Annotated in this window: 19 protein-coding genes, 10 tRNA genes, 3 rRNA genes and 1 other RNA gene; all 33 read right to left on the bottom strand. The window is 53.2% G+C overall.

The window, feature by feature from the left end:
- Nucleotides 1-68: 68 nt before the first annotated feature.
- Nucleotides 69-695 carry an imidazole glycerol phosphate synthase subunit HisH gene (gene hisH / locus NYE48_RS00770; RefSeq protein ID WP_340996241.1) on the bottom strand — a complete coding sequence of 209 codons (627 nt, stop codon included), beginning with the start codon at nt 693-695 and terminating at the stop codon, nt 69-71.
- Entirely contained in the window at nt 696-1,304 is a 609-nt protein-coding gene (hisB, locus tag NYE48_RS00765) for an imidazoleglycerol-phosphate dehydratase HisB (protein WP_036715359.1), read from the bottom strand. It lies immediately after the preceding gene.
- Nucleotides 1,294-2,601, bottom strand: a complete 1,308-nt coding sequence (hisD, locus tag NYE48_RS00760; RefSeq protein WP_212950657.1) for a histidinol dehydrogenase — start codon at nt 2,599-2,601, stop codon at nt 1,294-1,296. Before hisD ends, hisB begins: the two co-directional genes overlap by 11 nt.
- 56 nt (nt 2,602-2,657) lie before the next feature.
- The gene (gene hisG / locus NYE48_RS00755; RefSeq protein ID WP_340996234.1) at nt 2,658-3,290 is read right to left on the bottom strand and encodes an ATP phosphoribosyltransferase; all 633 of its coding nucleotides are present in this window, start codon (nt 3,288-3,290) and stop codon (nt 2,658-2,660) included.
- 56 nt (nt 3,291-3,346) lie between these two features.
- The gene (locus NYE48_RS00750; protein WP_340996232.1) at nt 3,347-4,519 is read right to left on the bottom strand and encodes an ATP phosphoribosyltransferase regulatory subunit; all 1,173 of its coding nucleotides are present in this window, start codon (nt 4,517-4,519) and stop codon (nt 3,347-3,349) included.
- 318 nt (nt 4,520-4,837) lie between these two features.
- Nucleotides 4,838-6,040 (bottom strand): acyltransferase, encoded by a 1,203-nt coding sequence (locus tag NYE48_RS00745; protein ID WP_340996230.1) that lies wholly within the window; start codon nt 6,038-6,040, stop codon nt 4,838-4,840.
- Nucleotides 6,041-6,294: 254 nt separating this feature from the next.
- The gene (locus NYE48_RS00740; protein ID WP_445324051.1) at nt 6,295-6,834 is read right to left on the bottom strand and encodes an acyltransferase; all 540 of its coding nucleotides are present in this window, start codon (nt 6,832-6,834) and stop codon (nt 6,295-6,297) included.
- Nucleotides 6,835-6,837: 3 nt separating this feature from the next.
- Nucleotides 6,838-7,479, bottom strand: coding sequence for a pyrophosphatase PpaX (ppaX, locus tag NYE48_RS00735; RefSeq protein ID WP_340996227.1), 642 nt, complete (start codon nt 7,477-7,479; stop codon nt 6,838-6,840).
- Nucleotides 7,480-7,486: 7 nt separating this feature from the next.
- The gene (gene lgt / locus NYE48_RS00730) at nt 7,487-8,527 is read right to left on the bottom strand and encodes a prolipoprotein diacylglyceryl transferase (RefSeq protein WP_212950667.1); all 1,041 of its coding nucleotides are present in this window, start codon (nt 8,525-8,527) and stop codon (nt 7,487-7,489) included.
- A 12-nt stretch (nt 8,528-8,539) separates the two neighbouring features.
- Nucleotides 8,540-9,478 (bottom strand): HPr(Ser) kinase/phosphatase, encoded by a 939-nt coding sequence (hprK, locus tag NYE48_RS00725; protein ID WP_036715627.1) that lies wholly within the window; start codon nt 9,476-9,478, stop codon nt 8,540-8,542.
- Between the two features lie 239 nt (nt 9,479-9,717).
- Entirely contained in the window at nt 9,718-10,842 is a 1,125-nt protein-coding gene (locus NYE48_RS00720) for an ABC transporter ATP-binding protein (RefSeq protein ID WP_036715626.1), read from the bottom strand.
- A 104-nt stretch (nt 10,843-10,946) separates the two neighbouring features.
- Nucleotides 10,947-12,095, bottom strand: coding sequence for a PucR family transcriptional regulator (locus tag NYE48_RS00715; protein WP_246536953.1), 1,149 nt, complete (start codon nt 12,093-12,095; stop codon nt 10,947-10,949).
- 181 nt (nt 12,096-12,276) lie between these two features.
- A tRNA-Lys gene (locus NYE48_RS00710) sits at nt 12,277-12,349 on the bottom strand.
- Nucleotides 12,350-12,356: 7 nt separating this feature from the next.
- Nucleotides 12,357-12,442: transfer RNA gene (locus NYE48_RS00705), tRNA-Tyr, on the bottom strand.
- An 8-nt stretch (nt 12,443-12,450) separates the two neighbouring features.
- Nucleotides 12,451-12,523 (bottom strand) — tRNA-Phe (locus NYE48_RS00700).
- Nucleotides 12,524-12,599: 76 nt separating this feature from the next.
- Nucleotides 12,600-12,676, bottom strand: a tRNA-Asp gene (locus tag NYE48_RS00695).
- 12 nt (nt 12,677-12,688) lie between these two features.
- Nucleotides 12,689-12,764: transfer RNA gene (locus tag NYE48_RS00690), tRNA-Thr, on the bottom strand.
- Between the two features lie 5 nt (nt 12,765-12,769).
- A tRNA-Val gene (locus NYE48_RS00685) sits at nt 12,770-12,845 on the bottom strand.
- Between the two features lie 10 nt (nt 12,846-12,855).
- A tRNA-Met gene (locus tag NYE48_RS00680) sits at nt 12,856-12,932 on the bottom strand.
- Between the two features lie 28 nt (nt 12,933-12,960).
- A tRNA-Ser gene (locus NYE48_RS00675) sits at nt 12,961-13,052 on the bottom strand.
- Between the two features lie 126 nt (nt 13,053-13,178).
- Nucleotides 13,179-16,107: ribosomal RNA gene (locus NYE48_RS00670) — 23S ribosomal RNA — on the bottom strand.
- A 188-nt stretch (nt 16,108-16,295) separates the two neighbouring features.
- A tRNA-Ala gene (locus NYE48_RS00665) sits at nt 16,296-16,371 on the bottom strand.
- A 30-nt stretch (nt 16,372-16,401) separates the two neighbouring features.
- Nucleotides 16,402-16,478: transfer RNA gene (locus tag NYE48_RS00660), tRNA-Ile, on the bottom strand.
- Between the two features lie 49 nt (nt 16,479-16,527).
- Nucleotides 16,528-16,644: ribosomal RNA gene (gene rrf, locus NYE48_RS00655) — 5S ribosomal RNA — on the bottom strand.
- 104 nt (nt 16,645-16,748) lie between these two features.
- Nucleotides 16,749-18,302, bottom strand: a 16S ribosomal RNA gene (locus tag NYE48_RS00650).
- The 16S, 23S and 5S rRNA genes sit together here with 10 tRNA genes alongside, the layout of an rRNA operon.
- A gap of 334 nt (nt 18,303-18,636) precedes the next feature.
- Entirely contained in the window at nt 18,637-18,903 is a 267-nt protein-coding gene (locus tag NYE48_RS00645) for a pro-sigmaK processing inhibitor BofA family protein (protein WP_036714894.1), read from the bottom strand.
- Nucleotides 18,904-18,968: 65 nt separating this feature from the next.
- Complete coding sequence (locus NYE48_RS00640; protein ID WP_036714892.1) at nt 18,969-19,253, bottom strand: DUF2508 family protein; 285 nt, start codon at nt 19,251-19,253, stop codon at nt 18,969-18,971.
- A gap of 154 nt (nt 19,254-19,407) precedes the next feature.
- Nucleotides 19,408-20,004 (bottom strand): recombination mediator RecR, encoded by a 597-nt coding sequence (recR, locus tag NYE48_RS00635; RefSeq protein ID WP_036714891.1) that lies wholly within the window; start codon nt 20,002-20,004, stop codon nt 19,408-19,410.
- A 28-nt stretch (nt 20,005-20,032) separates the two neighbouring features.
- Entirely contained in the window at nt 20,033-20,344 is a 312-nt protein-coding gene (locus NYE48_RS00630; protein WP_036714889.1) for a YbaB/EbfC family nucleoid-associated protein, read from the bottom strand.
- A gap of 54 nt (nt 20,345-20,398) precedes the next feature.
- Entirely contained in the window at nt 20,399-22,141 is a 1,743-nt protein-coding gene (dnaX, locus tag NYE48_RS00625) for a DNA polymerase III subunit gamma/tau (protein ID WP_340996216.1), read from the bottom strand.
- Nucleotides 22,142-22,344: 203 nt separating this feature from the next.
- Nucleotides 22,345-22,612: signal recognition particle sRNA large type (gene ffs / locus NYE48_RS00620), an RNA gene on the bottom strand.
- Nucleotides 22,613-22,819: 207 nt separating this feature from the next.
- Nucleotides 22,820-23,017, bottom strand: a complete 198-nt coding sequence (gene rpmE / locus NYE48_RS00615) for a 50S ribosomal protein L31 (RefSeq protein WP_036714885.1) — start codon at nt 23,015-23,017, stop codon at nt 22,820-22,822.
- Between the two features lie 110 nt (nt 23,018-23,127).
- A complete protein-coding gene (locus NYE48_RS00610; protein WP_212952357.1) occupies nt 23,128-24,408 on the bottom strand; it encodes a radical SAM protein in 1,281 nt (426 codons plus the stop codon).
- Nucleotides 24,409-24,432: the final 24 nt, after the last annotated feature.

The following is a 24,432-nucleotide window of genomic DNA, read 5'->3' as shown; positions in this document are numbered from 1 at the left end:
GTAAAACAGCGCCTAACCTGCATACCGAACGTTTGACATCGGGCGGCCGGACGCATCCTTGAACCCGCTTATTTCCGTACGCCTGCGCCGCAAAGCGAAAGGAAACGTCCCAGCAGCTCCATGCCGAGCTCCCCGCTTTTTTCCGGGTGAAACTGCATGCCGTATACGCTGCCGCGGCCGACGATGGCCGTGACCTTCTGCCCGTAATCCGTTACGGCCAGAAGGTCCGTTTTCGTTTCCGGAAGAACATGATACGAATGCACGAAATAGACATGCCCTTCCTCAAGTCCCGCAAGCAGCGGATCGTCCTTCCGCAGGAACTCCAGCCGGTTCCACCCCATATGCGGCACCTTGTAGTCCCCTTCGGCAAAACGAATCACCCGGCCAGGCAGCAGCCCGAGCCCTTCATGGTTTCCATGCTCCTCGCTGCTGCTGAACAACAGCTGCATGCCGAGGCAGATGCCGAGCAGCGGCTTGCCCGCGGCAGTGGCATCTTGCATGACGCCGTTCAGGCCGCTTGCCCGCAAATGCTCCATCGCATCGCCATAAGCGCCGACGCCGGGCAAAATGATGCCGTCCGCTCCCATGATCTCGCTTCGATCGCCCGTCACGAGCGCCTCGCCGCCGAGGCGCTCCACGGCTTTGCTCACGCTGTGCAGATTGCCCATGCCGTAATCCACGATCGCGATTGCCACTTAGAGCACTCCTTTCGTGGATGGAACCCCCGTCACGCGCGGATCGATGCTGGTCGCTTCGTCCAGCGCCCTGCCGAGCGCCTTGAATACCGCTTCGATCATATGATGCGTGTTTTGGCCGTAATGCACGATGACATGCAGCGTGATGCGCGCTTCAAGCGCCAGCTTCCACAGAAACTCGTGCACAAGCTCCGTCGTGAAGCTGCCGACTTGGGCGGAAGGATATTCCGCGCGGTATTCGAAATGCGGCCGGTTGCTGATGTCGATCACGACCTGGGCCAGGGCCTCATCCATCGGCACGAAGACGCTGGCATAGCGCTTGATGCCTTTTTTGTCGCCGAGCGCCTCGCGCAGCGTTTGGCCGAGGCAAATGCCGATATCCTCCACCGTATGGTGGTCGTCGATCTCGATGTCCCCCCGGGCCTGCACTTTCAAGTCGAATTGTCCATGCTTCGTAAACAGGTCTAGCATATGATTCAAAAACGGAACATCCGTTTCCAGCTCCGATACGCCCGTCCCATCGACGGAAAACGTCAACTGGATATCCGTTTCATTCGTTTTGCGGGTGATGCTTGCGCTTCTGGTTCCGTTTGCTTGATTAATTTCCATTGCTTCCTCCTGCCTTTCCTTCCCGTTTCAGCCGGACCTCGATCGCCCGGGCATGGGCCTCCAGCCCTTCGCCCCGCGCCAGCTCCATAATGGCAGCCCCGTTCTTCAGCAGGGCTTCCTTGCTATAGTAAATCATGCTCGATTTTTTGATGAAATCGTCCACGTCCACCGGCGAGGAGAATCTCGCCGTTCCGTTCGTCGGAATGATATGGTTCGGGCCGGCAAAATAATCTCCGACAGGTTCCGAACTGTATGCGCCAAGGAAAATGGCGCCCGCGTTTTCGATCAAACCTACGATCGCCATCGGATCGGCGACCATCAGCTCCAGATGCTCCGGCGCCAGCCGGTTCACCACGGAGATTCCTTCCTGAAGCGATTCGGTTACGATAATCGCGCCGTATTGCTCCACCGACGCCGCCGCAATGGCCCGTCTCGGCAGAAGCTCCAGCTGCCGCCCGACTTCGGCGGCCACAAGATCGGCCAGCTGCCGCGACGGCGTGACGAGAATGGCCGACGCCATCTCGTCATGCTCCGCCTGCGACAGCAGGTCGGCCGCCACGTACTCCGGATCGGCCGTCTCGTCGGCAAGCACGACGATCTCGCTCGGTCCGGCGATGCTGTCGATGTCGACGGCGCCGTATACCTCTCGTTTCGCAAGCGCCACGTAGATGTTGCCCGGTCCGCATATTTTATCGACCGGAGCGATCGTTTCCGTGCCGTAAGCGAGTGCGGCAATCGCCTGCGCGCCGCCGACGCGGTAAATTTCGTGGACGCCCGCTTCCGCGGCCGCCACCAGGATGTAAGGGTTGATCCCTTCCTTCCCGCCGGTCGAAGGCGGCGTAACCATCACGATCTCGGGAACGCCTGCTACTTGGGCCGGAATGACGTTCATCAACACCGAAGACGGATAGGCCGCTTTTCCTCCCGGAACATACACGCCCACACGCTTCAGCGGCCGGATGATTTGCCCCAAAATGCTGCCGTCGGGCTGCAGATCCATCCATGAGTTGCGCTTTTCCCGCATATGGAACGCCCGAATGTTGCCGGCCGCAGCCGAGATCGCTTGAACGAAGGAATCCTCGACTTGATCGTATGCCGCTTCCAGCTCTTCCTTGGTCACCCGCAGCATGTCTGCGGTAAGCTCCGCATGATCCAGCTCCTGGGTATAACGGAGCAGCGCTTCGTCGCCACCGGTTTTGACGTCATGGACGATCCGCTTGACGACTTCGTTTTGCTCCGGCGTTCCGTAATCGACTTCCCTGCGCAGATCGAACTGCTCAACCGATACTACCTTCATCCTCATCTCTCCCTGCTCTCTTGATCCGTCTTCGGTTGCCCCGCCCCGGCGGCGCTTTATGCTTCAGCGGCGATCACCTTTTGCAGACGGTCGCACAGCGATTGAATTTGCGCGTTTTTCATCCGATAGCTGACCCGATTGGCAATCAGGCGGCTGGTGATGTCAAAAATCCGGTTCATTTCGACCAGCCCGTTTTCCTTCAGCGTCTGACCGGTTTCCACCATATCCACGATGCGGTCGGCCAGGCCGATCAGCGGCGCGAGCTCGATGGAGCCGTTCAGCTTGATGACTTCGACCTGCTGCCCCTGCTCGCGAAAATATTGCGACGCCACGTTCGGATATTTCGTGGCTACCCGCTGCTGAATCCCAGGCTGCCAATTCGGCAGGCCGATGACCGACATGCGGCATTTGGCGATGCCTAAATCGAGCAGCTCGTAGACGTCGCGGTTTTCTTCCATCAGCACGTCCTTGCCGACGATCCCGATATCCGCCGCTCCGTATTCCACGTACGTCGGCACGTCCACCGGTTTCGCCAAAATAAATTCCATATCAAGCTCCGGCAAGCCGATGACCAGCTTGCGGGTTTCGTCCACTTCGGCGTCGATCGGCAGGCCGGCAGCACGGAACAGCTCGGCGGCTTTTTTATAGATCCGTCCTTTGGGCATTGCTACCTTCAATATTTCCGCCAACGTTCTCCCTCCTTATCATGTTCGAATCAGGCATTCGATCCCTATCTTCGTCTCCCTTAGAAGAAGTCTTCCACCCGATCGTAAAGTCCGTCCGCTTCGGCGGGAACCGCTTCCCCGTCATGTATCAGCCGCGTCACGACCGCCAGCCCCCGGCTTCTCAGCTCTCCGGCCCGCTCAAGGCCTTTCTTGCGGTTGGCCGCGTTATACCTGATAAGCACCGGACGTACAACCTCTTCCACGTTTCCATGAATGCCGTCGAGAATCCGGTTCGTCTTCAGCGCAAACCCCGTCGCCGGAACATCCCTGCCGAACTGGCGCAGCAAGTTGTCGTACCTGCCGCCGCTGCACACCGGAAAACCGATCTCGGCCGCATAACCTTCGAACGTCATGCCCGTATAATACGAAAAATCGCCGATCATCGTCAGATCGATCAATACATGCTCGGAAACGCCGTAGGCCTCCAACACTTCCCATACTTTGCACAAATGGTTGATGGAGCTGCGCGCCAGCTCATGTTCGCTCAACGCCATCGCCTGGTCGCAAATTTCCTTGCCGCCGCGCAGCCGCAGAATGGCTTCCAGCTCTTGCCGCTGCGAATCGGAAATCGTCAGTTCGAGCTCGCGGATCGCCTTCCGGAACCCGACGTAATTGCGGTCAAGCAAATGCTGCTTCAACATCTGCTGCTCATGGACGCCTCCGGCCAGCACCTCTTCAAACAGCCCGTTCAGGAAACCGACATGGCCCATGGCGATTTTAAACGAAGTGACGCCCGCCGCTTTCAGCGACGCGATCGCCAGCGCCACGACTTCGGCATCCGCCTCCGGGGAATCGTCGCCGACCAGCTCCAACCCGGTCTGGAAAAATTCCGCCTCGCGTCCCGCCTCCTCCTCAAACGCCCGGAACACGTTGGCGTGATACGAAAGGCGGATAGGCAGCGGCTCTTCCTTCAGCAAGGATGATACCACCCGCGCAATGGGAGAAGTCATATCCGAACGGAGCACAAGCGTCGTGCCGCGATTGTTGAGCAGCTTGAACAGCTTCTGGTCGGACGTCGAACTGGCTACGCCCACGGTATCGTAAAACTCCATCGTCGGCGTCATGATCTGCCGATAACCCCAGCGGCTCATGCAGTCGAGCACGTTCTGCTCGATCGCTCGCAGCTTATCCACCGCGTACGGCAAATAATCGCGGACGCCGACCGGCTTTTCAAAACCCTTTGGTTTCGTCACGAAAGTCACCCCATCGATTATCAGGTTATTTATGTTCAATTTCTTCAATGCGTTAAAGTACTACCATACTACCAAAGTAAAGAATAATGGATATATTATCATGAAATACCGATTACGTCAACGTGTGTTCGGTTCAACCGCCACTGCTTTACTACCTTTCCTGAATTCTCCTTTTCCTATGCTCATATCTTACCAATCGTTTACGGGACTTGTCAGTTGTTCCTTAACTCCGGTTTCGGACGATGAATCGATTTGCGGGATATTTTTTCCTCCATATGAGAAAAACCGCCCGGCATGGCCAGGCGGTCTGTCTTTGGATTACATATTCAGTTTGACGGTATTGTCCTCCGCCTGTTTTTGCGGCCGTTTCGGCGCCGTTCCGAAGAAAATCCAGGACCAGCTCACGTAACGGAAGGCGATATGGACGACCAGCCACGAAACGCCAAGGGCGATGATCCATCCCCCCGCAATTCGCGCGGCGTATTCCAGCGTGCCTCCATGGGCAGGAATTTTACGGTACAGATACAGCAGCGCCGGATGCAGCAGGAAAATGCCGAAGGAGCAGGCTCCCATGGACGTTAACGCTCCGCTAAGCCATTTCCAGCCATGCCGGTAAATCAGGTACGACACCTGCATCAACACGATGCATGACAGCAGGGAGTGCACATCCCACGCGAACTCATACCATAAACTGTTGATTTTGCTTCCCCGCGTGTTCAAATTGTAGTACAAATTGACGTGCACGATGCCGACGGCCAGCCAGGCCGCCCATACGACGATCCAGACGACGCCTTTCCCGCTTTTAAAGCCTTCCCATGTCATGATCAGCCATTCTTTCAGCTGTGCGTAATAGGCCGCGATGAGGGCGCCGAACAAATAGAAGGACATATAGGAAAACGCGATGCTCCCCTTAGGCAGCGGCAGTTTGATCCCCATCCCGTAGACGCCTTCCTTAGGCAGGTGAAAGCCGTATTTGTTCAAATAAATGTACGCCCACTGAATCGCAAAACCGATCAAGGCGACCCAAGGCAAAATGGAGCGTTGTTTTTGAAACCACCATAAAAAAAGCGGAAACAAAATATACAGCTGCAGCATAATGATCAAATAATACAGATGGGTGTGGGCGGTCCCTTTTAACAACTGAAGGCCAAAATCATGCCCGAGCTGCGTGATCGGCAGGCCCAACTTTCCTTTAGCATATGTATTCAGCAAAAAATAGCAAAACGAAACCAACACATACGGCACCAAAATATAGAGCAACCGTTTCGTATAAAAGGTTTTCAGCATCGATTTATTGATCGGCTTGTCCAAATAATTATAGAAAAGCACGAACCCGCTCAAAAAAATAAAAACAGGCACGGCGAATTTGCTGAAAATGTTCGCGAACAAATAAGGATAATACGAAGAAGTGCCTTGCGTCGTCACGAGCGTCGTCGATGTAGCATGGATCAATAATACGGCCATGATGGCGAATGAGCGGAATATATCCAGCTCCATAATGCGTTCTTTTTTCTTTAGCATGCAAACTCTCCCGTATTCATGGATTTCGACGCGTTACGGTCTAAGTTGTCTCTGAATTTCCCCAACGTCTACTCTATTAAAAATACTATACTTTCTACCAGATACGCCAGAAAAAATGAAAATACGACGATACTGTAACTATTGCGTAAAAATTGCGCTTTCAGGATCTTTTATATAAGCATGCGGGCCAATAAAAAAACATCCAAAGCTTGTTCTTTGGATGTTTTCCTGTTTCTGCGATTCGCGTTAAACGCCTACCCCTCAGCCTGCCGCTGCCCCATGGTTACCGTTTCCGTCGCGCTCATATCGCTGCTTCGTTTTAATTCCCGGAGCGGATTGCCGCCGACAAAAGCACCCGGAGCCACGTCCTTGTGGACGACGGCCCCTGCGGCAACGACCGCCCCGTCCCCGATGGTGACGCCCGGCAAGATCGTCGTGTTGGCCCCGATCAGGACATGGTCTCCGATCACGACTTCGCCCAGCCGGTATTCGTCGATCAAATATTCATGCGCCAAAATGGTGGAGTTGTAGCCGATAATCGAATTGTTGCCGATACGGATCTTTTCCGGAAAAAACACGTCGACCATCACCATCAGCCCAAACGCCGTATGCTCGCCGACCTTCATCCCGATCAAATGCCGGTAAATCCAGTTTTTGAGCGGAAGGATCGGGCAATACCGGGCCGCCTGAATGCAGATGAAATTTTTGACCCCTTTCCAAGGGCTGACGGTTTTGTAGATTTGCCAAAGCGCATTTGGCCCTTCCACCGGATACCGCGTCACTTTTCTCACAATGCTCTACCCCTGTCCGACCAGCGAAAATAGATCCTGCATATCCTTGAGTATGTAATCCGGCTTATATTCCAGCAGCGTTTTTTCGCCTTTTAAAGACCAAGCTACGCCGGCCGCCATCACGCCTGCAGCTTTAGCCGACTGGATGTCCATCGGGCTGTCCCCGACCATCAGCGTGCGGGCAGGATCGGAACCAAGCATCCGAACCGCCTTCAGCACAGGCTCAGGATGCGGCTTCGGATGTTCGACGTCGTTTAGCGTGATCACGGCTCCCATATATTTTTGCAATCCGAACATGTCCAGAACCCGGATCGTGCCGGGTTTATTTTTGGTCGTGACGACCCCGAGACGAACGCCCTTTGCATGAAGCTGCCGCAAAACCTCCTCCACATGGGGAAAAAGCTGCACCATCGCGTCATGATGCTCATCGTTATAACTCCGGTACGTTTTGTGCAGCGCCGTAATATCCCCGAGGCCGGAAAATTGCTGAAGCTGCTGCTCCAGCGTCGCCCCCATCTTCGGAATGATTTCCTCCCGCGTCAGCGGGGCCAGGCGATGTGCCTCGAGCACGTGCATAAACGAACTGATGATCAGCTCGTTGGTGTCCACGATCGTTCCGTCCAGATCGAATAATATGGTGTCTATCATGCTGCAACTACTCCTTTTTATCCTCCGTGTTGTCTGCCGCAGAATGTTTCGTCACGGATTCTTCGGGCGCCGCCTCGCGTTTCGCGGCGTGGTTCTCTTCGTCCTGTGCCTCAGGGACTTGGTCATGGTTTGCTTTCGTCGAGTAGATCGGATCCAGGTAACGAACCTCGGCTCTGCCCGTTGCGCGGCGAACAATAATCATGACGATCGCAACGACGACGATCAGAATGGCAAGCAGCTGCGAAATCCTGACGTTGCCGTAAGCCGGATCCAGCGCCCCATGCTCAAAACCGAACCATTCCATCGGCTTCCACAGCCCGTCGACAAACGATGCAAGCCAGTTCGGGCCGATGAAGGCAAGCGAGTCGGTACGCAATCCTTCGATAAAAAAGCGGCCGATCGAATACCAGATGAAGTAACTCAAAAACAGCTCGGCTGCCCGCAAAAATCTTTGGCGGCGGAGAATGAACAAAATAATAATACCCACGAGGCTCCATAACGATTCATACAAAAACGTCGGGTGATGGTACACGCCCTGAACGTTCATTTGGTCCACGATAAAATTCGGGAGATGGAGCTTATCGCGTAAAAACGTTTCCGCGACCGGTCCGCCGTAAGCTTCCTGATTGACGTAGTTGCCCCAGCGGCCGATCATTTGCCCCGTCAACAGCGCGGGGGCGCAAATGTCGGCAATCCGCCAGAAATTATACCCTCTGTAACGGAAGTAGATGATCGCGCAGATGATGGCACCGATCAAAGCGCCGTAAATGGCAATCCCGCCGTTCCAAATTTTGAAGACATCGATCAGATGATCCTTATAATCATCCCATTTAAACGCGACAAAATAAATCCGCGCGCCGATAATGGCGGAAGGAACGCCAAGCAGCAGCAAGTCCATAAAAAATTCCGGCGAGATGCCGAACCTTTTGCCCTCGCGGATGGCAAGCACAAGCCCTGCCAGCGCACCGAAGCCTAGAATCAGGCCATACCAGTGAACGGACAAGGACCCAATCGAAAATGCGATTGGATTGAGAAGCAATGTGGCCATGTTTTCACTCTCCTAATCCATATCTTCCATGTCTTCCGCAATGGTAGCGGTCAGCTTATTCGTAAACTGCAAGGCCGCGTTCAGGCCCATCTGCTTCAAACGGTAGTTCATCGCAGCCACCTCGATGATGACGGCCAAGTTCCGACCAGGGCGGACCGGAATCGTAACGAGCGGAATATCGGTATCAAGGATCCGCGTCGTTTCCTCGTCCAAGCCAAGGCGGTCGTATTGCTTATCCTGCTGCCAGGCCTCCAGCTTCACCACCAGCGTAATGCGCTTATTGTTCCGGATGGCCCCGGCCCCAAACAACGTCATCACGTTGATAATGCCGACGCCGCGAATCTCCAGCAGGTGCCGGATCAGCTCCGGAGCGGTGCCATGCAGCTGGCTGTCCGACGTTTGGCGGATTTCGACCGCATCGTCGGCGATCAGCCGATGTCCCCGTTTCACGAGCTCCAGCGCCGTTTCGCTTTTTCCGATGCCGCTGCTGCCCGTGATCAGCATTCCCACGCCATAGACGTCGCATAATACGCCGTGAATGGTTGTCGTCGGCGCCAGTCTTCTTTCCAAAAATCCTGTGATGCGGCTCGACAAAATCGTCGTCGCCATGCTGCTCCGCAGCACCGGCACGTTTTTCTCCTGGCTCATCTGCACGAGCTCCTCGGGCACGTCGAGTCCCCTCGTCACTACGATGCAGGGGGTTACTTCGCCGCACAAACGCTCCATGCGATCCTTGCGCTCTTCCGGCTTAAGCATGCTGAAAAAGGCCAACTCCGTTCGTCCGAGCAGCTGAACCCTTTCCTGCGGATGATACTCAAAATAACCGGCCATTTCCAAACCCGGGCGATTCAAGTCATCGGTCGTAATGACCCGTTTTAATCCTTGCTCACCGGATATCACTTCCAACTGAAATTGTTGCACCAATTCTGCTACTTTCACTTTTTTGGCCATGTCAGATCTTCCTTTCTGTCCGATAGGCTCAGAATTCAGCCCTTTTGCTGCCACTTCGGGCCATTCTAACGAATCCAATGTACCCATCGTATCGGAAATTTCCAATGAATGCAATGTTGGCAATCGGGAGCAGAACCGGGCATACGGCTGGCAGTGAGCCGCCGGATCTTATGCCGCTCGAATCCAATATAAAAAGCCGCCCCTAAGGGCGGCTTTGGGTTTCAGGCGTACCGCCTGGATTAGTCCGTCAACAATACGTTCAATTCGGATTCTTTGTCGAAGATATGAATCTTGTTCATATCGATGGCAAGGCGAACGCTGCTTCCTTCACGGGTGTTGGAACGTCCGTCGACGCGGGCGATGACCGTGTCGCTGCCAACGCCGCTCAGGTAGAGGAGCATTTCGTGGCCCAGGTTTTCCGTAACGTCTACATGGGAAGTGAAGATCGTGTTTGGAGAAGCTTCCATGAACACGGGCTCTTCGTGGATATCTTCAGGACGAACGCCCATGATAACCTCTTTGCCGATGTAGCCTTTGCTTTTCAGAAGCTGTGCTTTTCCGCCTGGAACTTCAACGTCCAGACCTTCCGAACGGAAACGTACGGTTCCGTTGGACTCAGACAGCGTACCGTTGATGAAGTTCATCGTAGGGGAACCGATAAATCCGGCAACGAACAGGTTTTGAGGGCTGTTGTACAATACTTCCGGAGAAGCAGCCTGTTGAATGATGCCGTCTTGCATAACAACGATACGATCGCCCATGGTCATGGCTTCCGTTTGGTCGTGCGTTACGTAAATACAAGTGGTTTCAAGACGTTTAACCAGTTTCGTGATTTCCGCGCGCATTTGACCGCGAAGTTTAGCGTCCAAGTTGGAAAGCGGTTCGTCCATAAGGAAGACTTGCGGATCACGCACGATGGCGCGGCCCAAGGCCACACGCTGACGCTGACCACCGGAGAGAGCCTTCGGTTTGCGGTCAAGCAAATGCTCGATGTCGAGGATTTTGGCTGCTTCACGTACACGTTTGTCAATTTCGTCTTTCTTCACTTTACGCAGCTTCAGGCCAAATGCCATGTTTTGATATACGTTCATGTGAGGATACAAAGCGTAAGACTGGAATACCATCGCGATATCGCGGTCTTTAGGAGCGACGTCGTTCACGACGCGGTCGCCGATGTAAAGCTTGCCTTCCGAGATCTCTTCCAAACCGGCGATCATACGAAGGGTCGTCGATTTACCGCAACCGGACGGACCTACCAGTACCAAAAACTCCTTGTCCTGAATATCAAGGCTGATATCCTTAACCGTTGCTTTGTCGGAACCCGGATATTTTTTGAAAATATGCTCTAAACGTACACCTGCCATGAGATTTGCCCCCTTAAGTGTATATTATGAAATCGAATACATTTTTATAGTATTATAATAACCCAACCCCTACAGACTGGCTATACACAAACTGCACAAAAAACCTATTTTCTTTTCGTTACTTTATACAATAACATCGTCAGCTTCACTAAAACCGCGTCCCCAAAGCTTCTGACGTCCAGTCCGGTCTCTTGCTTGATCTTATCCAGGCGGTATAAAAGCGTGTTTCGGTGAATATATAACCGTTTGGCCGTTTCGCTTACGTTGCAGTCCAGCTGGAAGAAGGTTTCGAGCGTCGATAAGGTTTCATTGTCGGAAAACAAGACTCCGTAATCCCCTGCCTGCTCCAAAAACTGCCTGCGCTGATCCAGAGGGATGCTGTATATCAAGCGCTCCAGCAGCAGCTCCCAAGGGAAATGGACGTGTTTGGCGACATGGAAGGTCCGTCCCAAAAAAATCGTCTCCCGGAGAAGGCTTACCGCAGAAGGAAGCGACTTGACCGGCATAATGGATGGCGCTACCGACAAATGGAAGGTCCCCACCCATTCATTGGCGATCAGCTCATACAAACCTAAACCAAAAGCCGAAAGCAGGTCCGTCTCGGATTCAAGGTTGTCTTCGTCTTTCTCCTCCCCTGCGCCGATGACCAGTTCTTTTTTGGCCAAAATCAGCCACTCATGGCTGCGGAGGGGTACAAGCACCACTTCCCCGTCAAAATAGCTCTTTAGCAGTCTTTTCAGCTGCGTACGGTTCACTTCAACGGCATGAACGCTTTCCGACGTCAGCAGAAACGGAATCATCTCGCCGATCAAACGCCGTTTAAGATCCAAATCATCGGGTACCTCGCTGTCGCCGCGCTCCTGATCCAACTGTTCCATAAGCCAAGCGCTAAAACGCATGACTTCGCGTTCTTCCTCGGCCTGGACCGTGGGTTCGTCGTTTTGCGGCCTAACCTGAGTAATAAGCAGCTCGATAAGCTGCCTCGACTCCTCGCTGATTTCCCGCATGGGAGCCTCCAACACATGGATGTGCCCACTTTTCGCGTACAGAGGGTACCAGACGCTGTCATCAACGATGACCGAAGCTTTGAGTCTCCGTTTCTTTCCCGTGTTCTGTCCGCCGTGATCGACGGCTTGTTCCGTCTCTTGCCGTTCGGCGTGATCCAATACCATTTCGGATTGCTGTTTGGTTAATTGCTTGATGCTTAAAGGCGCTCCAACGATCTGTTCCAATTTGGTACGTAATGTTTCCATCTCCACCATCGATGCGATCCACCACTTTGCCGTTTTTTTGTTTCTTATTTTATCATATTGCGAGACAAATTCCGAAAAACGGATTTTATTTGTAAACAAGTCTCCAGCCGGATGCAGAAACGAATTCGTTTGGGTAAAAACAAAAAAGACCATCAACCGGAATGGTTAATGGTCTTTCGGATGAGCCATGAAGGACTCGAACCTTCGACACCCTGATTAAAAGTCAGGTGCTCTACCAACTGAGCTAATGGCTCATAAAACTGGTGGAGGCTGATGGATTCGAACCACCGAACTCGTACGAGAACAGATTTACAGTCTGCTGCGTTTGGCCACTTCGCTAAGCCTCCATATAAGGTGGCTCGGGACGGAATCGAACCGCCGACACGAGGATTTTCAGTCCTCTGCTCTACCGACTGAGCTACCGAGCCTTACAAAAAAAATAAAGTGGTGGATGTTTCATCTTCCCACTTTCCTTTGTGGAAATCCGTTTTCAATTGAATTGAATGGCGGAACCGACGGGATTCGAACCCGCGATCTCCTGCGTGACAGGCAGGCATGTTAGGCCTCTACACCACGGTTCCGCATTATTCAAATGGTGCCGGCGAGAGGACTTGAACCCCCAACCTACTGATTACAAGTCAGTTGCTCTACCAATTGAGCTACACCGGCGTATATGGTGGAGACTGAGGGGATCGAACCCCCGACCCTCTGCTTGTAAGGCAGATGCTCTCCCAGCTGAGCTAAGTCTCCAAAATATGTATGGTAGCGGCGGAGGGGATCGAACCCCCGACCTCACGGGTATGAACCGTACGCTCTAGCCAGCTGAGCTACGCCGCCATATTTATATATCTTTCGTAGTATACAATGGCGGAGAGAGAGGGATTCGAACCCTCGCACCGCTTACGCAGTCTAACCCCTTAGCAGAGGGTCCCCTTATAGCCACTTGGGTATCTCTCCAAGCATATCGCTGTATATACGTAAAGATATTTCCATCAGATGTTTGATCACCTGAAAACTAGATACGAAACGTTTGCGTTTTAACAAGCATATGCTTCCGTAGCGAGCTTTCTTTCAGAAAGCTTTTAGGATAAGCCCTCGACCGATTAGTATTGGTCAGCTCCATGCATTGCTGCACTTCCACCTCCAACCTATCTACCTCGTCGTCTTCAAGGGGTCTTACATACTGGGAAATCTCATCTTGAGGGGGGCTTCACGCTTAGATGCTTTCAGCGCTTATCCCGTCCGTACGTAGCTACCCAGCCATGCTCCTGGCGGAACAACTGGTGCACCAGCGGTACGTCCATCCCGGTCCTCTCGTACTAAGGACAGCTCCTCTCAAATTTCCTACGCCCACGACAGATAGGGACCGAACTGTCTCACGACGTTCTGAACCCAGCTCGCGTACCGCTTTAATGGGCGAACAGCCCAACCCTTGGGACCTACTTCAGCCCCAGGATGCGATGAGCCGACATCGAGGTGCCAAACCTCCCCGTCGATGTGGACTCTTGGGGGAGATAAGCCTGTTATCCCCAGGGTAGCTTTTATCCGTTGAGCGATGGCCCTTCCATGCGGTACCACCGGATCACTAAGCCCGACTTTCGTCCCTGCTCGACTTGTAGGTCTCGCAGTCAAGCTCCCTTCTGCCTTTGCACTCTTCGAATGATTTCCAACCATTCTGAGGGAACCTTGGGGCGCCTCCGTTACTCTTTAGGAGGCGACCGCCCCAGTCAAACTGCCCGCCTGACACTGTCCCCGTACCGGATCACGGTACCAGGTTAGAACCTAGATACGATCAGGGTGGTATCCCAACGTCGCCTCCACACAAGCTGGCGCTCATGCTTCAAAGGCTCCCACCTATCCTGTACAGATCGTACCCAAATCCAATATCAAGCTGCAGTAAAGCTCCATGGGGTCTTTCCGTCTTGTCGCGGGTAACCTGCATCTTCACAGGTATTAAAATTTCACCGGATCTCTCGTTGAGACAGCGCCCAAGTCGTTACGCCATTCGTGCGGGTCAGAATTTACCTGACAAGGAATTTCGCTACCTTAGGACCGTTATAGTTACGGCCGCCGTTTACTGGGGCTTCGGTTCACAGCTTCGGGATTACTCCCTAACCGCTCCCCTTAACCTTCCAGCACCGGGCAGGCGTCAGCCCGTATACTTCGCCTTACGGCTTCGCACAGACCTGTGTTTTTGCTAAACAGTCGCTTGGGCCTTTTCACTGCGGCCCCCTCGTGCTATTCACACTACCGGGGCACCCCTTCTCCCGAAGTTACGGGGTCATTTTGCCGAGTTCCTTAACGAGAGTTCTTCCGCGCGCCTTAGAATTCTCTTCTCGCCTACCTGTGTCGGTTTGCGGTACGGGCACCTTCACCTGGCTAGAGGCTTTTCTTGGCAGTGTGAGATCATGACCTTCGGTACTGTAATTTTCCCTCCCCGTCACAGCCTAGCCTTAACGATGTGCGGATTTGCCTACACATCAGCCTCACTGCTTGGACAGACATCCATCAGTCTGCGTCACTACCCTCCTGCGTCACCCCATCGCTCATAGCGGTTTACGGTGGTACAGGAATTTCAACCTGTTGTCCTTCGACTACGCCTTTCGGCCTCGCCTTAGGTCCCGACTTACCCTGAGCGGACGAGCCTTCCTCAGGAAACCTTGGGCTTTCGGCGGATCAGATTCTCACTGATCTTTTCGTTACTCATACCGGCATTCTCACTTGTATACGCTCCAGCGCTCCTTCCGGTACACCTTCAACGCTGTATACAACGCTCCCCTACCCCTGATCTTACGATCAAGCCATAGCTTCGGTGGTGTGTTTAGCCCCGTTACATTTTCGGCGCAGAGTCACTCGACCAGTGAGCTATTACGCACTCTTTAAATGGTGGCTGCTTCTAAGCCAACATCCTGGTTGTCTGTGCAACTCCACATCCTTTCCCACTTAACACACACTTGGGGACCTTAGCTGATGGTCTGGGCTGTTTCCCTTTTGACAATGGATCTTAGCACTCACTGTCTGACTCCCGGTCAATCAGTCTATGGCATTCGGAGTTTGACTGAACTTGGTAACCCTTGCGGGCCCCGCACCCAATCAGTGCTCTACCTCCACGACTGTACAACCGAGGCTAGCCCTAAAGCTATTTCGGGGAGAACCAGCTATCTCCGAGTTCGATTGGAATTTCTCCGCTACCCCCACCTCATCCCCGAATTTTTCAACATTCGTGGGTTCGGGCCTCCAGTGCGTGTTACCGCACCTTCACCCTGGACAGGGGTAGATCACACGGTTTCGGGTCTACGCCCACGTACTTCGTCGCCCTATTCAGACTCGCTTTCGCTGCGGCTACGGCTTCTCACCTTAACCTTGCACGGGAACGTAACTCGCCGGTTCATTCTACAAAAGGCACGCCATCACCCCTAAAACGGGCTCTGACTTCTTGTAAGCACACGGTTTCAGGTTCTATTTCACTCCCCTTCCGGGGTGCTTTTCACCTTTCCCTCACGGTACTGTTTCACTATCGGTCGCTAGGGAGTATTTAGCCTTACCAGATGGTCCTGGCAGATTCATACGGGGTTTCACGTGCCCCGCACTACTCGGGATCCGTCTCGGAGGGAACTGACTTTCGGCTACAGGGCTTTTACCTTCTATGCCGGGCCTTTCCAGACCTCTTCGCCTAACCAGTTCCTTTGTAACTCCATGTGAGACGTCCCACAACCCCGGCCAGCAAGCTGACCGGTTTAGGCTAATCCGCGTTCGCTCGCCGCTACTGACGGAATCACTATTGTTTTCTCTTCCTCAGGGTACTTAGATGTTTCAGTTCCCCTGGTATGCCTCTTCACATCCTATGTATTCAGATGCGAGTGACTGACTATTACATCAGCCGGGTTTCCCCATTCGGACATCCCCGGATCAAAGCTTGCTTACAGCTCCCCGAGGCAGTATCGTTGTTCGCCACGTCCTTCATCGGCTCCTAGCGCCTAGGCATCCTCCGTGTGCTCTTAGTAGCTTAACCTTTGACTCCTGTTTGTCTCGCTTCGCTCCGTTGTTTTGCGCTTCGCACAAAGCCAAAGTCGCTCTTCGATTCAAACACTCGTCTGCTACTCTTTTACTAACTTGTTTTGACACAAGTTCAGCTAAAAGGATATTTCTAAAACGCAAATTCGTTTCGTTATCTAGTTTTCAAGGATCAAATTGAATAATTGGTGGAGCCAAGCGGGATCGAACCGCTGACCTCCTGCTTGCAAGGCAGGCGCTCTCCCAGCTGAGCTATGGCCCCGTAATAGGAAATATGCTTATTAAATTTATATGGTGGGCCCTAGTGGACTCGAACCACCGACCTCACCCTTATCAGGGGTGCGCTCTAACCAGCTGAGCTAAGGGCCCATATTCATTTCCTAATATACTCTTGATGAGTAAACCCATAAGGGTTTGCGCTTGGCAGCGTCCTACTCTCCCAGGACCCTTCGGTCCAAGTACCATCGGCGCTGGAGGGCTTAACGGTCGTGTTCGGGATGGGTACGCGTGGAACCCCTCCGCTATCGCCACCAAACGCATTTCGAAAGAGGTTTGCTCTTTCAAAACTGACAACGAGTGAGATTGTTTTGCCTTGCGGCATATTTGAATGTTTCCGTTGCAGGAAACGATTCTCCATAGAAAGGAGGTGATCCAGCCGCACCTTCCGATACGGCTACCTTGTTACGACTTCACCCCAATCATCTACCCCACCTTCGGCGGCTGGCTCCTTGCGGTTACCCCACCGACTTCGGGTGTTGTAAACTCTCGTGGTGTGACGGGCGGTGTGTACAAGACCCGGGAACGTATTCACCGCGGCATGCTGATCCGCGATTACTAGCAATTCCGACTTCATGCAGGCGGGTTGCAGCCTGCAATCCGAACTGAGACCAGCTTTGATAGGATTGGCTCCATCTCGCGACTTCGCTTCCCGTTGTACTGGCCATTGTAGTACGTGTGTAGCCCAGGTCATAAGGGGCATGATGATTTGACGTCATCCCCGCCTTCCTCCGGTTTGTCACCGGCAGTCATTCTAGAGTGCCCACCTTAAAGTGCTGGCAACTAAAATCAAGGGTTGCGCTCGTTGCGGGACTTAACCCAACATCTCACGACACGAGCTGACGACAACCATGCACCACCTGTCTCCTCTGTCCCGAAGGCCGCCTCTATCTCTAGAGGATTCAGAGGGATGTCAAGACCTGGTAAGGTTCTTCGCGTTGCTTCGAATTAAACCACATACTCCACTGCTTGTGCGGGTCCCCGTCAATTCCTTTGAGTTTCAGTCTTGCGACCGTACTCCCCAGGCGGAATGCTTAATGTGTTAACTTCGGCACCAAGGGTATCGAAACCCCTAACACCTAGCATTCATCGTTTACGGCGTGGACTACCAGGGTATCTAATCCTGTTTGCTCCCCACGCTTTCGCGCCTCAGCGTCAGTTACAGCCCAGAAAGTCGCCTTCGCCACTGGTGTTCCTCCACATCTCTACGCATTTCACCGCTACACGTGGAATTCCACTTTCCTCTTCTGCACTCAAGTCACCCAGTTTCCAGTGCGAACTAGAGTTGAGCCCTAGCCTTAAACACCAGACTTAAGTGACCGCCTGCGCGCGCTTTACGCCCAATAATTCCGGACAACGCTTGCCCCCTACGTATTACCGCGGCTGCTGGCACGTAGTTAGCCGGGGCTTTCTTCTCAGGTACCGTCACTCGGATAGCAGTTACTCTACCCGACGTTCTTCCCTGGCAACAGAGCTTTACGATCCGAAAACCTTCATCACTCACGCGGCGTTGCTCCGTCAGGCTTTCGCCCATTGCGGAAGATTCCCTACTGCTGCCTCCCGTAGGAGTCTGGGCCGTGTCTCAGTCCCAGTGTGGCCGTTCACCCTCTCAGGTCGGCTACGCATCGTCGCCTTGGTGAGCCGTTACCTCACCAACTAGCTAATGCGCCGCAGGCCCATCCGTAAGTGACAGATTGCTCCGTCTTTCATTACCGCTCCATGCGAAGCGATAAATTATCCGGTATTAGCTACCGTTTCCGGTAGTTATCCCGGTCTTACGGGCAGGTTGCCTACGTGTTACTCACCCGTCCGCCGCTAACCATCAGAGGAGCAAGCTCCTCATCAAGTCCGCTCGACTTGCATGTATTAGGCACGCCGCCAGCGTTCGTCCTGAGCCAGGATCAAACTCTCCAAGAAAGTTTGTGACTCATTTTGAATCTGACGAGAATTTAATTCTCATTGTTTGCTCCACAAACCATCCAGCCATAGGCTTGGACCGATTTGCTTCGCGTTTCGGTTTCGTTGCCGAAACCTCATATCTCACTCGTTGTTCAGTTTTCAAAGATCAAATTCTTTCGTTTTCGTCGCTATCTTTTATCTCAGCAGCAACTCTTATAATATATCATGCTGCCCATCATTTCGTCAAGTACTTTTTTTAAAAAAGTTTTTTACCTTGCTTACCGTTCAGTAAGCTTGTACCTTTTTGAAAGGGGCGAGATATAATGTACCACAGAACATAGAGGTCCGTCAACTACCCCATCAAAGATATTTTTAAACCGAACAAAAGTGCCACTCCCGGCAGCCCCAAAACCATCACCGTTCCCACCGTAGTCGGATTCAACGGGATGTACACCTCCGGGATCAGACCCGAGTAATTCACCAGATACAAGCCCAGCGACGCGAGCACCAGATGCGTTCCGAACATTGTCAGCCACCCGAAGCCGATTTTTTTCCGGAACACGATCAACAGGAGCAGCAACAACGATACCGTCATTATTCCCATGACGACCAGCTTCATTCTTTTTCCCTCCTTGGTTTTACAGAAACGGCGATGCCAAATTCAGTGAATGGTTTTTACGCCTGCTATGCCTCTGCCTCCGCCCTTTGCTGTGCCGGAAGCTGAATGCGATTCAACCCCATCCGTTTAGCGGCCCTTAAATGCATCTGGTACTTGAGCTCCGCCGCTTCCAGCATGTAGATCGCGTAATCGATCTGTTCCTCGCCTTCCGCTTCTTCAAAAAAGAGCCTCGCCTGCTCCCACTCCCTCTGCGCCTTGCGCACATCCATAAAAACCGCCAATTCTTCATCCTGCTTCTGCTTCAGCTGCCATGCAGGCACTTTCGGGTTTTTGTTCCGGAACCACGCCATCACCCAAGCCCCCAATCCATAAAAATGAATAGTGATCCAACCGCCTAACCGCTCTCCATTTTCATTCATACGGGACGAAGGACAAACTTAGAACCAAAAAAGGAAGCCCCGGCCCGGGACTTCCTTTAAACGTGCAGTTCCATTGAAACATCGATTACAATTGACGCCGGCCCTCCAGCGCCTTGGATAGGGTGACTTCGTCGGCGTATTCCAAATCCCCGCCCACCGGCAGGCCATGGGCAATTCGCGTAACGACAAGGTCAAAGGGACGAACGAGCCGCGATATGTACATTGCGGTCGCTTCGCCTTCAATATTCGGATTCGTCGCCAAAATAAGCTCCTTCACGCGTTCATCGCTGAGGCGCGTCAACAGCTCTTTCAGCCGGATGTCATCCGGGCCCACTCCCTCCATCGGCGAGATGGCGCCCTGCAAGACGTGATAATACCCGTTAAACTCTTTGGTCCGTTCCATGGCCACAAGGTCCTTCGGATCCTGCACCACGCAGATGACGGACGAATCCCGGGTCTTATCCTGGCAAATCCGGCAAGGGTCGGTGTCCGTAATGTTGCAGCAGACAGAGCAGTAGTGGAGATTGCGCTTCACACTGACGAGTGCCTTGGCAAAATCGATGACGTCGTCTTCCTTCATATTAAGCACGTGAAACGCCAGGCGGGCCGCAGTCTTCGGCCCGATGCCCGGCAATCGCGTGAATGCGTCGATCAGCTTGGCGATCGGTTCGGGATAATACAAAACGTTAGGCCTCTCCTTCTGCCTTCAATTAGAACAATCCAGGAATTTTCATGCCGCCGGTGAATTTGCTCATATCGGCGTTGGCGATATCGTCCGCTTTGGTCAATGCATCGTTAACGGCTGTCAGCACAAGGTCCTGCAGCATTTCAACGTCGTCCGGATCAACGGCTTCCGGTTTGATGGTGATGGAAAGCACCTTTTTATGGCCGTTCACTTCCACCGTAACCACGCCGCCGCCGGAGCTGCCTTCAACCTTTTTCTCGGCAAGGGCTTCTTGGGCCTTCAGCATTTGCTCCTGCATTTTTTTAACCTGTTTCATCATTTGGTTCATATTATTCATACGTATCGTCTCCTCTTAAAAATGATTGGGGTATTGGCGCGCATCATGCGCGGGTTAATCTTTTATGATCACGAGATCTTCTCCAAACATCTGGAGCGCCTCATCAATCCATGGCTTTTCGTTCGGATCCTTGCCCTCATGCTCGTGTTCCAGCTTCAGTTCCTCTTTCTGCTGGGTGCCGGCGCCCTCAATGGCCGCAGCCCAATCCCTCTGCATCATCGTCACCAGATGGTAAGGCTTGCCGAGCTTGTCGTGGAGCACGCCTTCGATCACCTGCTTGTTCGCGGGCTTCTCCGTCGTTTCGCGGTGGATGTTGTTTTTAAAAGCCACCAACACCGCATCCTCCAACACGGATACCGGATCTCCGTCCATAAACCAGGCGTGGACGGTTACCTTCTCGTCCTTGACGCCCTGGAGGACCTGTCCCCATTGCCGCTGCACTTCCACAAATTCCGGGCTGCTCTTGCGGGCCAGGAACTGATCCAAATTGGCCGGGATTTTGGCCGCGGACGACATCCGCGGAGCAGGCTGGGACGCACGCGCAGGGGCCCCCGAAGCAGCGCCGGATGGCACGGAACCGCCCTGAATAAGCTTCTCCAGCTTCTTCTCCAGCGCAGCTACTTGGCGCTTCAGCTGGTTCACTTCGGATGAATCCGCGGGCGCTGCGGACGTCTGCCGGGCCTGCGGCTGATCGAATTCGGCCGCGCTTCCCTGCGGAATGCCGCAAAGCTTGAGCAGCGCCACCTCAAACAAGGTTTGCGGCTGCGAAGAATATTTCATCTCGCTTTGATAGCGGTTCAAGGTATCGATCATATGAAACAGCTGCTGCCTCGTAAAAGAAGCAGCCATTTCTTTATATTCCTCCGGATGAAGCACCCGGTCCGTCAGCTGGGTAACGTTCGGAATCATTTGGATCATGAGCAGGTCGCGGAAGTAGTACAGCAGGTTTTCCATGCATTTGTCGGCGCTTTTGCCTTCCTGCATGAATTCTTCCACGATCTGCAGCACTAGACCCGCATCGCCTTTTTGAATCGCGCCGGCAAGTCTGCCGAACTGTTCGGAGGCGATGCCGCCGGTCATGCTCAGCACTTGTTCATAGGATACATGACCGCCCGTAAAAGATGCAATCTGATCCAAAATGCTGAGCGCATCCCGCATGCCGCCATCGGATAAGCGGGCTATATACTGAAGGGCCTCGGTTTCGGCTTCCATTCCTTCTTCTTTGGCGATTTGCGCAAGCCGCTGCGTTTGTTCCTCCAGGGATACCCTGCGGAAATCGAAACGCTGACAGCGCGAAATGATGGTAGCCGGCAGCTTGTGGGGCTCCGTCGTCGCCAATATAAACATGACGTGCGGAGGCGGCTCCTCCAATGTCTTTAACAGCGCGTTAAACGCTTCTGTCGTCAGCATATGCACTTCGTCAATAATATACACCTTTTGCCGAACTTCGGTCGGTGCATATTTTACTTTCTCGCGCAGATCACGGATTTCTTCGACGCCACGGTTCGAGGCGGCGTCAATTTCCTGTACGTCCATGACCGCCCCCGCCGTTATTCTCCGGCAGGATTCGCATTCGTTGCACGGCTCCGGCGCCGGACCGCGTTCGCAGTTGACTGCTTTGGCAAGCACCTTGGCGGTCGTGGTCTTACCGGTTCCGCGCGGACCGCTGAACAGGTAAGCATGGGAAACCCGCTGCTCGCGGATGGCGTTCTGCAGCGTCTGAATAATATGCTGTTGTCCAACCATGTCCTGAAACGCCTGCGGCCTCCAGGCACGGTAGAGCGCTATATGTTTCACTTGCTATACCCTCTTTCAACTTCCACTTGCGTGCATGTTCGTCGCTTCATCATTATACTATAATCCGGCGCCATACAAAACGTCTAACCGATTTTGATGAATTCGCTTTTTTTGACATTGAGCCCAGAATTGTGATAAAAGAACCCAAACAAAAAAGCATCCTTGCAAATGCAAAGATGCTTACCGGTTCACGATATGTAATACCGTGCACCTGTTATTGATTATTGTGATCCAAGCGGCTCCCCTGAGCAACGACTCGGGCTAGGCCACCCTCCGGCACAAGAGCGGGCTTGCTTATGGCTGCTTCCTTCCGGACCTGACCAGGTTCACAAGTGCTCATTGCGGAGGACCCAACCGTCAACATCGCACGCAGGGACCAAACCTCACATCAACAAAACCTCTAACAGGAATTCAACCTCGCTACAGCGGATTGCGAGTTACAGGGCACCGCTACCTCCCCGTCTAGCACGGCAAGGATTAGTATAGTTCATTTCAGGGCAAAGTGCAACCCGCAGCAAAAGTTGGCACAAAACAACCGTCGAAAATTCATTGGACGCAGCTAATCGGCACGCTTCAAAAATACTGCCGCGGTCATGATCTACTCCGTTCGAAGCGCCGATTCGCAATAGAAAAAAATCCCTCGCCCGCGGTGCGGACAAGGGATTGGTTGTATGCGTATTAGATACCGTATTTCTTTTTAAATCTATCAACACGGCCGCCGGCATCCACGAATTTCTGTTTGCCTGTAAAGAACGGATGGCAGTTGGAGCAAATCTCAACGCGCAGATCCTCTTTAACGGAACCCGTTTCGAACGTATTGCCGCAAGCACATGTTACGGTCGTTACGTGGTATTTTGGTTGAACCTCTTGTTTCATGTCTTTCACCTCTTTTTGCCCTGAGTCTCATGCGTACACAGAGTTATAATGACACAATACTTATATTATAACAGGGACAAACGCAATAATCAACGAAATGTTAGAATCTGTTAGTCCCGCGCCAAAACTGGCTTTTTCGGCCTTCTCATGCCTTCGGGAGGCACATGGGTATACGAACCGATGACAACGTCAGGCAGCTCGGCCTGGAAAATCTCGATCATCTGTTTCATGCCGAGGATTTCCCCTTTGGCAGGCGGAATCAGCTCCAGGTAACTCTCCGGATCGATGTTCAAATTGCGCATTTGAATCAGCTTCAGCCCCGTGCGGCGGGCGAATTCGATCATGGCCTCGATTTCCTCCTCGCGATCGGTCACGCCCGGGAAGATAAGGTAGTTGATCGATGTGTACACGCCTTGGTCGGAAGCGTATTTCAACGATTTTTCCACATTCGCCAGCGTGTATTTGCGCGGTTTGTAATATGCGTTGTAATGATCGTCCAGCGCGCTGATCGTGCTGACCCGCATCAGGTCGAGTCCTGCATCGACGATGCCGCGGATAAAATCCGTCAAACCCGCGTTCGTATTGATATTGATATACCCCATATCGGTGATGGAGCGGACCTCGCGGATCGCCTCGATAATGATCTTTGCCTGGGTGGACGGCTCGCCTTCGCAGCCCTGCCCGAAGCTGATAATCGATTCCGGCGTCTTCAGGTGCTCCAGCATGATCTGGACGAGCTCCTCTACCTTCGGTTTGAAGTTCATGCGCGTCTGCGGAGCCACAAAACCGCTGTCGTCCGGCTGTTCGGAGATGCATCCGAAACAACCCGCGTTGCAGGAATAAGACACCGGAACGGCGCCTTCCCAGCGGTTCAAAAACGTATTGGAAGCGGTCAGGCATTCGTATCCCAGCGCGCAGTTGGACAAATGCTCGTACAGCCGGTTTTCCGGATATTTCTGTCTAAGGTTTTTAACGCCCAGCTTAAGCTCATCGAGATCGCAGTTCAGCGGATTCCACTTTTCCGGGTCGTCGGTGAGGCGCGCGGTCGTATAGAACCCCCCGTCCTTCCACACCACGGCGGAATATCCGAACAGCGGCAGCTTATAGTCTTTATCCGTCTTCACGTAGCCGGGCAGGCACAGCCGGGTATACCCTTGCGGCAGGAGAGCCCCTACGGCTTGGCCTCCCCCGGGCAGAGGCATCATTTCCCCGGTCTCCGGGTCCATGCCGATGGCCCGCGTATTCGGCAAGCCGACCAGCGTGGCTCCTTCCGGCAGCGGGATCAGCTCATCCTCCAAAATTTCCACGATCATGTCGCCGCTGCGGGCAAGCCCGTAAAGCGAAGGATGGTCGTATACATTGCCTTTCTCATCTGCATATACCAGGTACATGGTGTTCTCCTCTTTGTTCGTAAA

Origin of the sequence: Paenibacillus sp. FSL M7-1455, from assembly GCF_038004655.1 — a bacterium.
Lineage (GTDB): Bacteria > Bacillota > Bacilli > Paenibacillales > Paenibacillaceae > Paenibacillus_AQ > Paenibacillus_AQ cookii.
This window is presented reverse-complemented; position numbering and strand designations above follow the sequence as displayed.